The sequence below is a fragment of the Paenibacillus wynnii genome (assembly GCF_030812855.1).
In the GTDB taxonomy this organism is placed as follows: Bacteria; Bacillota; Bacilli; order Paenibacillales; family Paenibacillaceae; genus Paenibacillus_AQ; species Paenibacillus_AQ wynnii_A.
The window spans coordinates 108,170-121,795 of the sequence record NZ_JAUSTK010000004.1; the positions used below are offsets into that span (position 1 = coordinate 108,170).

Below are 13,626 nucleotides of genomic sequence, written 5' to 3' on the forward strand. Positions count from 1 at the left end.
ATATTTTTGACGAATGAGATAGCTTTTTGTACTTCAAAGCCTTAAAAGCTAAAAACGAGCCAGTCTCCAATAACCCGGAGACTGGCTCGTTTTCGTTTTTGATCCGTAGTGGCTTGCTTTAGCAGGTTATGGGCAAGCGAAAGCCACCCGACTTCGAGCGTCACTTTTGACAACCCTCGAAGCAGGAAACGCCGGAATCCCCGGTTGTTCTTCAGTTGGCCAAACACACTTTCTGGCTCAGTCATCCGTTGAATCGCAAGCGCATATCCTTCTTCGCTCCGCAGTAGCTCCCTTGCCCGATTTCCGCTTTCTTCAGAGGTTTATCTTTCGGTTTCTCCTGGAGCCGGGCTTCCAGCTTTTGAATGGCGGTTTCTAACTTCTCGCCGGTCAGTTCTGTTCTTTCGCCGAGTTCGGCAAGGTCTCTGCCTTGTTGAATCTGCTCTTCCCGCTGCTCGTCAGTTTCAATAGTAGCAAAAAGGGTATGCACTTTCTCCTGCAATTTAGCTTTGTGCTTAACAACGGCTTTTCCCCAAACAAAGGTGTAGCGATTGGAATTCGCTTCAATCTTGGTTCCGTCTACAAAATAATGATCTAGGGAGACGTACTTTTCCTCGGCCAAGAACTGTAACACGGCGGTAAACACGGTTTCAAGGACATCGTTCATCCGCTGGGAACGGAAGCGATTGAGGGTGCGAAAGTCCGGGCGCTGCCTTCCGGCTAGCCACATGAAGGGAATATATTCTCGCACAGCCTCGGAGATTTGACGAGAGGAATAGATGCGCTGGGTGTAGGCGTAGATAATGACTTTGGTGAGCATTTTGGGATGGTAACTGTCGCGACCACCGCCGGGATAGGCAGCGTCAAAGATGGCGTCGTCAAGCCGATTTACGGCTGCGTTAACGACACGAACGAGGTGATGTTCTGGAATGTCGTCCTCTAAATCCATTGGCAGGCAAAGTTGGTCCATGGTATATTGAATGTACAAAAGAAACCTCTCCTTTGAAATGGTTGTGTGGTAACTCCATTTTACCAAAGAGAGGTTTCTTTTTGCTGTATTAGAGAAGATTTTGGAACGGTTTCCGCTGAAAGTAGCGGAGAGGACGGAACGATTGCGGAAAAGCGGTAGCGGTCGCCTTGCACTCCGGATTTTTACCGCTAAGGAAAATAAATAAAATCTGGAGAGCACAGCGATTGGAGCAACGGTCCGTTCGCGGAGCGTCCTCACAAGCACAACCGTCTATCCGACTCCAAAAACAAGGGGTGTCCCAAGCAGCCATTTCATGACTTATGGGACAGCCCCTTTAATATGATGCTTATATAATATGATTTATATTACTCGCGTTACTCTTTAATTTTAAAATTTTCTACCAAATTCTCTAATTCACTTGCCATAGCACTTACTTCTTCTGCAGATGCTGCTAAGTTATTAACCGTAGCCGCCTGTTCTCCAACAGCACTAGATACACTTTCGCTATTGGCAGCTGCTGTTTCGGATGTATTACCCAAAGAGTCAATCAGCTGGACGATCTGTTCCGAGGTTGCTACCTCAGCCTTGGCTATGTCAACTATCTCTTTAACATTTCCAGTTATCGATTCCATAGATTCTATAATGTGAATGAAAGAGCGATCGGTTTCGTGGACAATTTTCACACCTTCTGTAACTGCTTCGAAAGCGCCTTTCATAGATACTACGGCCATTTGGATTTTGGCAATCATACTCTCAACCAACTCTGAAATTTCATTTGCCCGCAGATGTGATTCGTCTGACAGCTTTCTAACCTCACCTGCTACTACGCTGAACCCTCGGCCCTGTTCCCCAGCTCTTGCAGCTTCAATAGCAGCATTTAAAGCAAGTAAATTCGTTTGCCCTGCAAGGGCATTAATAGTTCCAATAATGGTAGAGACCTGATCCGTCATCTCATTGATGGATTCAAGAATGCTGCTGGTTTCAGACGTACTGATGCTAATTGTATCCATGGCTTCTACGGTATTAATGACTTTTGTTCTTCCGGCTTGGGCAGCCTCATTTGTAGCATTTGCATTCAAGAAGGTTGCATCCGCCTTATTTTGAGCTAAGTGAATAAGACTGGATAATTGTAATAATACCTGCGAAGCATTTACGATGGACAGATTACTATTCTCCGCACCCGCAGCAATCTCCTCAGTACTGGAGCTAATTTCCTGAATGGAGGCACTGATTTGCTCCGAAGATGCTGCCATCTCTTGTGACATGGAGGTTAACAAGCCAGAGTTGGATCTTATTTTCTCAATAACAGCTTCCTGCTTGTCGATCATGGTATTGAACGAATCACTTAACTCCTGTAGTTCATCTCTTGATCTAATGGAGGTATGCACGGTCAAGTCACCATTGCCAGCCATAGCCATCGCCTTCTTCAGTTTTTGAATCGGATTGGTTATCCCTACTAAGGTTAAAAAATATCCTATTAGAACTGATCCAAGGATACACACGATTGTAAGCAGCAAGGTCCGGCTACGAATTTCCATGGCAGGTGCCATATACTCTTTGTAATTAGCTGTAGTCACAACAACCCAATTTCCAGCTGGTTGAAAAGACATATATTTATAGATGCCTTCATAAGTATAAAACCCATTTGAAGTTTTTCCCGCTTTCATTTCTTGGACAAAGCTGTTCAATTCCTTATTGCTGTTGCCATCAAGACTCTCTTTAAGAATCTTATCTTTAACAGGATGGGAGACGATAAGCCCTTGACGATCAATCATATAAGCATAACCGGTTTCTCCTACCTTAATTTTCACAGCAGCTTCGGAAATAGTATCAAAAATAATAGTACCTATCAGCACTCCAGTAGTATTACCGTTATTAACCAGCGGATATGCAATAGCTATAACATGCTTATTCGTCACTTTCGACAGAATCACTTCACTAATTGCTTCTTTGCCTTGGAGTGCAGTTTGAAAATACTCTCTGTCCTTCACATTGATATCTGGTGTATCGGATTCGTTCGTAACCATTGCACTCCCTTCTTTATCAGCTATGATCAGTGATTCGAATTGGGCTGCATTATCTTTTTGAAAACTGGATATGTATTGATAGGCGCTTGTCCTAATACTCTCATCTGCAGGATTTACGGTAAGTTTTGCCAAGGTGTCATTCTTGCTTGCAATTTGCAAGTAGCGGGTAGCATCCTCTAGAGCAACGTCGATCGAATTAGCAGCTGCACCCGTAGTATTTTTAAGTTGTGTTTCTATTTCCTGTTGTAAAGATTGGGAAGCCATATTGTAGGACATCATACCCGAAATGGATAGGGGAAGACTTATAATTATGATCATGATTATGCTGATTTTCAACTTTAGGCTCAACTTCATTATGTATGTTCCTTTCTATATCTCTCCGTTTGTTTATTAGTGTAGGAGAAATCTCTGTCGTTTTATTCTCGAACTCCTTCCATGTGATGATAAAAATAATAATAATAATAATATCACTTATATAGTTACAACAGCTGTGAGTTTCGACATAATTTTCAAATAAAAAAAACCTCCAAACCATAACATGTATGGTTTGGAGGTTTGTGATTCCTCAGTCATGAAAATTCAGACCGTTGGTAACTGCCTTCACATAACCAGCACGAATGACGAAGTCGCCGAAATGCTCGCCGGTATTACGTTCAGATGCGTATCGATGAATGATAGGCTCAAGGGTCTCCAAAATTTCGGTCTCATCAATATTTTCTTTATAGATCTTGTTCAATCTGTCACCGGCAAACCCTGCGCCCAGGTACATATTGTATCTGCCCAGAGATTTACCAATAAATGAAATTTCACCAAGCGCTGGTCTGGCACAACTATTCGGGCAACCAGTCATACGGATATTAATTTCCTCATCCCGAAGACCAACCTTATCTAGAACTACCTCCAGCTTATCCAGCAACGAAGGCAAGTAACGCTCTGCTTCAGCCATGGCCAATCCGCAGGTAGGGAAGGCCACACAGGACAAGGCACTTCTCCGCAGTGCGGAATGATGTGCACCGTCCGTGAGTCCATATTGCTTAGCCAATTCAGTGATTTTACCTTTTTTAGCACTGGTTACGTTAGCAATAATCAAATTCTGATTCGGTGTAAGGCGGAAATCACCTGTATGAATCTTGGCGATTTCCCGTAATCCGGTCATCAACGGATTGTTGTCCTGATCATGAATTCGTCCACTTTGGATATAGAGCGACAGATTCCATTTGCCGTTGGTACCCTTCACCCAGCCATAGCGTTCACCGTTATGATCAAAATGGTATGAACGCGCTGCTTCAAGCTGCCAGCCCAATCTTTCATGCAGTTCACTTACAAACCATTCAATGCCATGACGGTCAATGGTGTACTTGAACCGCGCATTTTTACGGACAGAACGATTGCCGTAATCCCGTTGAATAGTAACCGTCTTTTCGGACACATCGAGTAGCTGCTCAGGACGACAGAATCCGATCACACGTCCCAATTGCGGGTAAGTGCTTGTATCTCCATGGGTCATCCCCATACCGCCGCCAACCGAAACATTAAAACCAATAAGTTTTCCCTCTTCAACAATAGCGATAAAACCTAGATCTTGGGAGAAAACATCTACATCATTCGAAGGAGGTACCGCCATACCTATTTTGAATTTACGCGGCAAATATACGGGACCGTAGATAGGCTCCACCTCTGCTCCGTCTGCCAAGCTGTCCACTACCTTTTCTCCATCCAGCCAAATCTCATGGTAAGCAGGTGTTCGCGGTGATAAGTGATCGCTAACTTTACGCGCCCATTCATTTACCTCGGCATGAACCTCTGATTGATATGGGTTAGGGTTACTCATGACGTTACGGTTAACATCGCCGCAAGCGGCTAGTGTTGTCATCAGAGTATCGTTAATGGATCGGATCGTCTTTTTCAAGTTCCACTTCAGCACACCATGCATTTGAAAAGCTTGTCTGGTGGTAATCCGAAGCGTACCGTTTCCATACTTATGAGCCAAATCGTCCATTACGAGCCACTGTGCCGATGTCATTACACCGCCCGGTATTACCACACGGAGCATGAACTGATAAGCAGGCTCCAGCTTTTGCCGATCCCGTTCGGTACGCAAATCTCTGTCATCCTGCATATAGCTCCCGTGAAATTTTAACAACCGGTTATCATCTTCCGGCAAGCCCCCGGTAATAGGGTTTCTCAAGGTCTCAACTAACGCACCCCGCAAGTAATTGCTCTCTATCTTAATATGCTCAACATCACTTGGCGGCCCGCCAATCGGCTTAACCACTTCATTGTTTGCCATTGTTGCTATCTCCTCCCGATATCATTCACTTACTCTATTGGTGATTAGTAAACATCGCGCTGGTAACGCCCCTGCTGCTGCATATCTTCAAGATAGGCTGCCGCTTCTTCCAGGCTTATACCGCCTTCCACTTGAATGACTGTGATGAGGGCGGAATGAACATCATGCGCCATATGCTTTTCGTCACCGCAGATATAGATATGGGCACCTTCTTTAAGCCATTCATAAATTTCACGGCTTTTTTCCATGATGCGGTGCTGTACATATACCTTCTCTTCTGTATCTCTGGAAAACGCGACATCAAGCTTCGTGAGTACGCCGTCATTAAGCATTCTCTGCCAGTCGGTTTGATATAGAAAATCCGTTACAAAATGCCGATCCCCGTAGATTAGCCAGGATTTGCCTTGCGCGCCCAGTTCTTCTCTCTCTTCCAGAAAAGATCTGAACGGAGCTACACCGGTTCCAGGACCTATCATAATAATTGGAACATCCGAATTCGCAGGAAGCTTGAAATTGGGATTGTGCTGGATATAGATCGGTAAAGTCCCGCCCGGTTGTACACGTTCTGCACAATGAACTGAGCAAACGCCGTAACGATCACGACCATGGGCCTGGTAACGCACAGCTCTTACTGTGAAATGCACTTCATCCGGATTAGCCTTCCAGCTGCTTGCAATTGAGTATAGACGGGCCGGCAGCTTACGCAAAATGGTTACAAAGTTGCGGGCTGGAGCTTGCCAAGGTCCAAAATCCTGTACTAAATCCAAGAGGTCACGCCCTTGGATATATTCTTTAAGGTCCTGCTGTCGGCCCGGTGCCAGCAGCTCACTTAACCCGCTAGCGGAGGAAAACTGGATCGCTTGCTCCAAAAGAGGTTTGGTTAAAACAGTGATTTCGTAGTGATAGAGTAACGCCTCGCGCAGTGTACCCTCTTCACCTTTTTTGTTAAAAGGAACGGTCTCCGCAGAATTCCAGCCCATCGCCTCTATAATTGCATCTACCAGTTCTGGATGATTCTCCGGATACACTCCCAGTGAATCGCCGGGTTCGAATTGCAGATTAGAGCCCTCAAGAGAAAGCTCAAGGTGACGGGTCTCACGGTCTGAACCACGGCCATTCAGATTCAGATTCTCAAGAACCTCAGCTCTAAAGGGATTATTACGTGAATAATCCGACTCCTCAGACTCCGCAGCTTGGACTACCTCGACGGCAAGAGTATGAGCATTTGACTGTCCATTTAGAGAACTTAATACACTCTTAAACCATTCTGTTACTTGATCGTCATAATCCAAGTCACAGTCTACACGTGGAGTAAGCCGTTGACCTCCAAGCTCTTCCAGGCGCTGATCAAAATCTTTTCCCGTTTGGCAGAAGAACTCATAAGAGGTATCTCCCAAAGCCAGTACAGAAAACCGCAGGTTGTCTAATTGAGGCGCTCTTTTGCTATAGAGAAATTCGTAGAAAGAACGGGCATTATCCGGCGGCTCTCCTTCTCCGTGGGTACTGACCAATAGAAGCAGATTCTCGACCTTTTTCAGTCCATTGGGTCTAAATGTATTCATGGAAGCCAGAGTAACCTGATAACCCTGCTCTTCCAACTTACGGGACAAGCTCCCGGCAAGTCTCTGAGAATTACCGGTTTGAGAACCAAAAAGCACGGTAACTTCACGCGAAACCGCGGACTGACCTGCTGTGGAAATAACATCAGTGGTTGCCGCTGTTGAAATAGTCAGTGGTTCTGTACCACTCGGTGTCTCTGCAGCAGAGTGAAGAGCGGAAATATACCCGCTAAGCCATATCTTCTGTGTTTCCGTTAAGGATGGCAAAAGCCGATTAAGAAGTTCGACTTGGCTCTCATTAAAGGGACTGTTCGTTACTTGAAGTTGCAACAAAATCCACCTCTCCTAATCCTGAAATCTATATCCATATTAATACCTACTCTTGTAAACCTACTAAACTGCCATGGATTCAGGCTAACATAATTAAGGAAAACGATCAACGAAGATATACTTCCTATTAATTGGATACTTAGGTAATAATATGTGCAAAATAAGAAAAAGCAGTCTAAATCAGAGTAAATCACCCTGATTTAAGCCGCTTCATTATAAATAATGATGACTTTGATTAGATAACGTGATAATCAAATGATGTCAATTGTTAGAATAAAAGATCCCGTGGTAATAAATCAATTCATTCACCCTTACTCTAAAGGAGGCACATCATGGAATTCGGATCCATTTTAATCAAGATAATTACTGGATTCTTTGGATTATGGAGTATGGCAAGACTGCTTGGCAAGAAAGAGATTTCTGCATTGACACCCTTTGACTTTATATCCGCTGTGGTGTTGGGTGATCTGGTAGGAAATACGATTTATGAAACAGAGCATTCCGTGCTTAAGCTGATTTTCACTCTTGTCATCTGGACCTTACTCTCTGTTCTTTTTGAAAAAATCACGCAGTTTATACCCAAGCTTCGCAAACCCTTGGAAGGCCAAGCTGAAATCCTAATTCATGATGGAAAAATTGATTTGAATAAACTCCATAAAAATAACTTAGACTTTGATCAGTTGCGGATGATGCTTCGAGCAAAGGACACCTTTTCTCTGGAAGAAGTTGCTTTTGCCATTTATGAAACAAACGGGTCTTTGAGCATTCTTAAAAAACATCTGTATCAAGGTGTACTCCGAAAGGATTTGAATATGCCAGATCAGGAAGTCCCATTGACGCTTTGTATCGTGGAAAACGGTGTTTTACACGAGGAAAATCTCCACAGTTTAGGTAAAGATCAAGCTTGGTTTAAGAGTCAGATTGAAAAAAAGAGATGCCCGAACATTAAGAGCATAGCGTATGCCGAATTCAACGGGGAAGGTGATTTGACTATCATCCCTAGTTACCAATAAGCAAATTATCCCGGAAACAGAACCTCACCCATTCCTTGCTTGATCTTCACAATTTCTTCAAGTGTATTGGACAGCTCACCTGGAGGATAGGGTTTGGTTAAATACTTTTGGACAACGTTGTTCATTAAATCTTTATCCGATTTATCCAAAGCCGAAGAGATTACGATCGGAATGTTCTCCGTTCTTGGATCTGTTTTCAACATTCGGATCAGATCCCAACCATCCAATTCTTCTCCAAGCATTAAATCAACTACTATCGCAACAAATGAAGTTTTTAGAGCCTGATCATATGCTTTTTGCGGATGGTAATGATGGGTGACCCTAAAGCCTTTTGCTTTTAGCTCCTCTGACAAGAGCAGGGACAGACTGTAGTCATCTTCTACAATCATAACATTAGGTTTGGTTTCTTTGTCGCCGCCCCATTTGTTGGAGTCTTCCTCTTGCCCGTTTGCTTCAGCATGAAGAATGGGGATTCTGAACCAGACTGTGGTACCCTCACCCTCCACTGAATCTATACCGATGGTACCCTGCTGTTTATCAATAATTTCTTTGCAGATCGCAAGTCCCAGACCTGTTCCACCGATTCTTTTGGATGCACTATTATCAATTCTTCTGAATTTTTGGAAAAGCTGGCTAATTTGATCTTGTGCAATACCCATCCCGGTGTCCTGTACTTGAACAACAATATGCCCCGGTTCATTATGCAGAAGCACTTTGACTTCGCTGCTGTTAGGCGAAAATTTGATTGCGTTACTAAGAAGGTTCGTCAGAACCTGAACGATTTTATCCTTATCGACATCCACTTCAGCATTTTGAGCTTCATCGACCAGGAGAACCTGATGAGTATCGCTCAGTTTATATTGATCAATAACACCCAATACGATTTCACTAAGATTGGCATGCTCTGTCAAATATTGCTGTTTACCCGACTCCATCCTCTGCAGATCCAGAAAATCATTGATTAGATCGGTTAGTCTCTTCGCTTCCTTATGGATCGTCTCCAGATACTTCAATTGCTTCTCCGGCTTCATCGTTTTGGACAGCAGCAGTTCCGTAAAGCCTAACACACTCGATAACGGTGTCCGAAGCTCATGGCTAACTGTACTTACCAGCTCTGATTTCATCAAATCAAGCTCATACTCTCTGGTTATGTCCCGATGTACGAATAATGTACCAATACGGGTTGCACGGCGGAACACAGGAATAGCATACACATCAATATGCTTCACTGGTTTCGATCCAATAGAGTACTTCATGCTGCTAGATTCGACCGAATACTCGGAGATTGCTGTAAGGTAAAACAACTGAATATCCTTGGATTCCGTAGACTTTGAAGTAAAATGCTCCATCCATTGTTCCTTAGGAATCTGCGTTCCCTCGCTTGATAATCGGAAATCAAATATTTGGCGCAGGGTTTTATTGATATGAAGTATAGAACCCTCGGAGTCAACAAATTGAATTCCCTCGTTCACATTATTCACGATATCCTGATTCAATTTTCTTCCGTGTTCAATTTCTTCATACATAAATAACCGTTCTATTGCTAGAGCTACTCTATTCATCATCCCTTGAACCTCGTTGATCTCTTCCTTGGTGAAGGAATGTCCAACTCTACTTCCGCAGAAAACAGCCAAAATCTCATCCTTGGCATTCACAACAGTTGTATAGTAATCGTAACTGTACATTTCATCAGGTGAGATCCCCTGTTCGGAGGGGGTCGTTAGGCGCTTAATAATATATGATTTCTCTGATTGCAGACGAAATAACATTTCATTATTTTCATTTTCGATATAACGTTCAACACTTTCCTGAGGTATCCCTCTGACAGCTGCGATTTTATCTCTGACTAGTAGAAAGAAACTGGAATCAAAGGAATAAAGCCTGTTCATGAACTGTATGAACTTATCCACAAACTCATGCTTGTCCAATGTGTAAGTAATTTCATGGTTCAATTGATTGTTAAGCTCCAGCATCTTTTGAGTTCGTTGGGTATTCTTCAACGTATTGGCCAACTCTTGCTGAGCGCTCTTCATGGAGGTGATATCATTAGCAATCAGGATGTATTGATACACGTTGCCATTCTCATCTAAGTAGGGCACTGCAGTCAGATGCAGCCATAGGAAAGATTCATCTTTGGTTAGGATTTGAACTTCATCGCTCCACACTCCGCCATTTCTTAATTTACGGAAGATCCGTTGCAATTGTACAGAAGAAATATTATTTACTTCAAATAATCTATACGTATAACCGATAATTTCCGATTTCTTATACTGGGTATATTCGCTAAGATTATCATTGGCATGGGTAAATACCCCTTTATGTGTAAGTATCCCTACCGCAGACGATTGATCCAGAGCCTTCATCATACTATTTATCTCGCTTAAGGAGTTTTGTAGTTTGGATTGCTGAGCTTGAAGCTCATCCTGCTGGGCATGAAGTTCTTCATTCTGCATCATGAGCTCTTCTTCTTTATCCTGAATACTTCTAGCCATATCAAGAAAGGCATTATAGAGGCGACCGATCTCATCCTGACTATGAAGTTGACTTAACAATATTTCTTCACCTGCTGCCAGAGAGTGGGTTGCTCCTTCCAGTAACAGAATGGGATTGATCAGATCCTTAATAATTCGCCAAGTGATCCAGGTGAAGAACAGCAGAACAAATGTGCTAAATAAGTACCCTATCCAAGTAAAATTGTTCGCCTTCTTCATGGAGTCCATAGCCATAGCATCTAGAGTGTGATCTGACTTCTGCTTGAATTCTTTGGTATAGAGGATAAAATTATTTACAACTTGAGAACTGCCGTCTTGAGAGAAGGCTCTCAAGCCTGTATAGTCATCAGCATCGACCAAACGAATCACTTCTGGAAGGATATCTGTTTTATATTGGATATAGAATGCCTCAATATCATCTCTAAATTGCGCTTCCTCCGTTGACAAATCAAGCATTGAATAGGTGTTCATTAGTCCATTAAGCTTTTGAAGCTCTGCATTTAACAACTCTAATTCATTGTCACTCTTAAAAGCCGCATAACTTCTAGCACGGAAAATCACTTCTTTCAGTGTTTCAGCTAATACATCTATCGTATTCGTTTTGTTCTGTAAAACTTCCCTAGCCTCTTGTAACCGAGTCTGTTCTTTATTTAAATAAATGAAGGAACTCGATCCCAACAATATAATGATGGAGAATAAACTAATTATAATTCGAAGATATCTTGTTTTGATACTTGTGTTCATGCGTTTAGTCTTGTCTTTCATCACTTAGGATCCCCTCCACAATCTGCAAGAGTTCCATAGGACTGAATGGTTTGGGCATAAAATAACGGGCGCCCGCCAAAATTGCTCTATTGCGATCCATTTCCTGTGCTTTGGCAGTCAGCATCAATATGGGAGTAGCACTCTTCGTAGCCTCATCCAACTGACCCAGCACTTCAATTCCCGTCAAGACCGGCATCATATAATCCAGGAGCACCAGACTGTAAGACTCCGTAGAAAGCTTTGCCAGCGCCTCTACACCATTTTCTGCGGTATGAATTTCTACACCCTCTAGCTCCTCCAGTGTATCCTCTATTAACATCCGCAGCACTTCTTCATCTTCAACAACAAGAACTTTCTGCATTAAATACCTCCGCTGTAAAATCAAGTTACCTAAGTAAGATATCTAAAATAAAAATCTAAAGGCCAGACGCTCAATTCGAAGCAGCAGTTCCTTCATGTGGAATGGCTTGATGACATAGTCATCCGCTCCTGTTTGCAGTGCATGTATAATATCAGATTGATTCGTTCTGCCTGTCAGCATAATTACTAATATATTTACTGCAGGATAATCATTCCGTATTCGTTCCAACACTTCAACACCGTCAAGATCCGGCATCACTCCGTCCAACAGGATGATATACTTCTCGTTTGCCGAATACCAATTCGAATTCAAAAAATCCAGACCGTTCGCATAACTGCTTATATTGACCTTGGCAATATTAGACGGTGTCCAGGTTGAGAATTGAGTGGTTACGATCCTGCGGATCAGTGCATCATCATCTACAATAATCAAGTTTAGGACGGAATTTAATCGAAGCGCAGACAAATGATCAGTATACAGGATCGTCTGATTTCTTCCGACATATTTGCCGACATATAGAGCCTGATCAGCTTCCTCTACTAATTTATCGGCATCCACATCAGGATTTATGATCTCTGTTATTCCGCTCGAGAAGGTCACTTGGAAAAATTCATTTTTGGCTTGGAATTCCCTAGCAGAGAAGCGTTCCTGAATACGCTCAACAACCAGCTTTGCAGAGGATGCATCCGTATTAGGCAGAAATAAGGCAAACTCCTCTCCACCAAATCGACAAAAAGTATCTTCTATACGTATGGAACTCTGAACGATTTCTGCAAACTTCTGCAGTACCTCATCACCAACAAGATGTCCATATGTATCATTTACTTTTTTGAAATAATCAAGATCAAGCAGCGCTAAAGAAAACTTCCGCTCTGTACGCTTGAAATCAGCGATCAGCTGTTTTAAGGTCTGATTGAAATGCTTGCGGTTAAAGGCACCCGTCAGCTCATCCACGATGATAGATTTCTGCCATTCCGTTTTAAGCTTAAAACGGTTTTTGATTAAGGTCAGGAATAGATCCATATCCACCGGCTTTTTCACAAAATCCATTACACCCAGAGAATAAGCTTGCATTTGAAGCTTTTTGGAGAATTCACTGCTTATGATAATGATCGGAATATGCTCTTTGGTAGCCTTACCTACAATTTGATGCAAGACCTCAATCCCACTTTTATCGGGCAACAGAATATCAAGCAGGATCAGATCCGGCTTGCTCTCATAAAAAACCTTCAATCCCCGTTCCGCAGATAAAGCAATGGTGACATAATAGGACTGCTTCTCCAATGACTCTTTGAAAAAAGCAACCAATTCCACATCATCATCTATCATAAGTATTTCATATTTTGAATGGTCTGCATTGTTATCGGTTACTTGTTGCTGATTAACATGAAACAATATATCAGATGAGATATCCTCATTAAAAACAGGCAGGAATGGATACAAATATTCTCCCCACTCCTCTACGGACCAGCTTTTATCACTGCTTTCCGAGAAGAACAAGATGGTGCTCTCCGCTAATTTCTCCACGTATTTCAACCCGACTGTTCCTGCAGTTCCTTTTAAATTATGTAAGAAACGGTATATATCCTTTTCCTCAATACCCGACTGTTCTGACCACTCCTGCAGAGTTTGTCTCGTCCGCTGCTCTATCAGATCCTTATATTTCCGCGTTGTCATAGCAATCCCTCCGGTCATGTTGTCAACATTTTAGGTAACCACGTTTTTTATATATTGTCAATTATTAAGTTTTGTCAATTCCTTACTTCTTCACACCTGTACATACAAAAAAACGCGGACAGGTCACAAGGGAAACTGCCGCGCT

Annotated in this window: 7 protein-coding genes and 1 pseudogene; 1 reads left to right on the top strand and 7 read right to left on the bottom strand. The window is 42.7% G+C overall.

Annotated elements, in window-relative coordinates:
* Window positions 1-41 precede the first annotated feature (41 nt).
* From J2T20_RS05885 to J2T20_RS05900, 4 genes and pseudogenes are all read right to left on the bottom strand, one after another.
* Window positions 42-985 (bottom strand): annotated as a pseudogene (locus tag J2T20_RS05885) (transposase).
* A gap of 356 nt (window positions 986-1,341) precedes the next feature.
* Entirely contained in the window at window positions 1,342-3,348 is a 2,007-nt protein-coding gene (locus J2T20_RS05890) for a methyl-accepting chemotaxis protein (RefSeq protein WP_307586505.1), read from the bottom strand.
* Window positions 3,349-3,559: 211 nt separating this feature from the next.
* Window positions 3,560-5,284, bottom strand: coding sequence for an assimilatory sulfite reductase (NADPH) hemoprotein subunit (cysI, locus tag J2T20_RS05895; RefSeq protein ID WP_307586508.1), 1,725 nt, complete (start codon window positions 5,282-5,284; stop codon window positions 3,560-3,562).
* A gap of 44 nt (window positions 5,285-5,328) precedes the next feature.
* The gene (locus J2T20_RS05900; RefSeq protein WP_307586777.1) at window positions 5,329-7,173 is read right to left on the bottom strand and encodes an assimilatory sulfite reductase (NADPH) flavoprotein subunit; all 1,845 of its coding nucleotides are present in this window, start codon (window positions 7,171-7,173) and stop codon (window positions 5,329-5,331) included.
* A gap of 332 nt (window positions 7,174-7,505) precedes the next feature.
* Between J2T20_RS05900 and J2T20_RS05905 the strand changes: the two genes are divergently transcribed.
* On the top strand, window positions 7,506-8,186 hold the full coding sequence (locus J2T20_RS05905) for a DUF421 domain-containing protein (protein ID WP_373457758.1): 681 nt from the start codon (window positions 7,506-7,508) through the stop codon (window positions 8,184-8,186).
* Window positions 8,187-8,191: 5 nt separating this feature from the next.
* Here J2T20_RS05905 and J2T20_RS05910 read toward each other — a convergent pair whose 3' ends face one another.
* Genes J2T20_RS05910 through J2T20_RS05920 form a run of 3 tightly spaced genes read right to left on the bottom strand, consistent with a single transcriptional unit; the run spans window position 8,192 to window position 13,481 of the window.
* Window positions 8,192-11,443 carry an ATP-binding protein gene (locus J2T20_RS05910; protein ID WP_307586511.1) on the bottom strand — a complete coding sequence of 1,084 codons (3,252 nt, stop codon included), beginning with the start codon at window positions 11,441-11,443 and terminating at the stop codon, window positions 8,192-8,194.
* On the bottom strand, window positions 11,427-11,804 hold the full coding sequence (locus tag J2T20_RS05915; RefSeq protein WP_307586512.1) for a response regulator transcription factor: 378 nt from the start codon (window positions 11,802-11,804) through the stop codon (window positions 11,427-11,429). Before J2T20_RS05915 ends, J2T20_RS05910 begins: the two co-directional genes overlap by 17 nt.
* Before the next feature lie 42 nt (window positions 11,805-11,846).
* Entirely contained in the window at window positions 11,847-13,481 is a 1,635-nt protein-coding gene (locus J2T20_RS05920) for a GGDEF domain-containing response regulator (protein WP_307586514.1), read from the bottom strand.
* Window positions 13,482-13,626: the final 145 nt, after the last annotated feature.

Coding starts and splice junctions, on each gene's coding strand:
- J2T20_RS05915 (WP_307586512.1), bottom strand. CDS start 11,804: ATGCAGAAAGTTCTTGTTGTTGAAGATGAAGAAGTGCTGCGGATGTTA.
- J2T20_RS05905 (WP_373457758.1), top strand. CDS start 7,506: ATGGAATTCGGATCCATTTTAATCAAGATAATTACTGGATTCTTTGGA.
- J2T20_RS05910 (WP_307586511.1), bottom strand. CDS start 11,443: ATGAAAGACAAGACTAAACGCATGAACACAAGTATCAAAACAAGATAT.
- cysI (WP_307586508.1), bottom strand. CDS start 5,284: ATGGCAAACAATGAAGTGGTTAAGCCGATTGGCGGGCCGCCAAGTGAT.
- J2T20_RS05920 (WP_307586514.1), bottom strand. CDS start 13,481: ATGACAACGCGGAAATATAAGGATCTGATAGAGCAGCGGACGAGACAA.
- J2T20_RS05890 (WP_307586505.1), bottom strand. CDS start 3,348: ATGAAGTTGAGCCTAAAGTTGAAAATCAGCATAATCATGATCATAATT.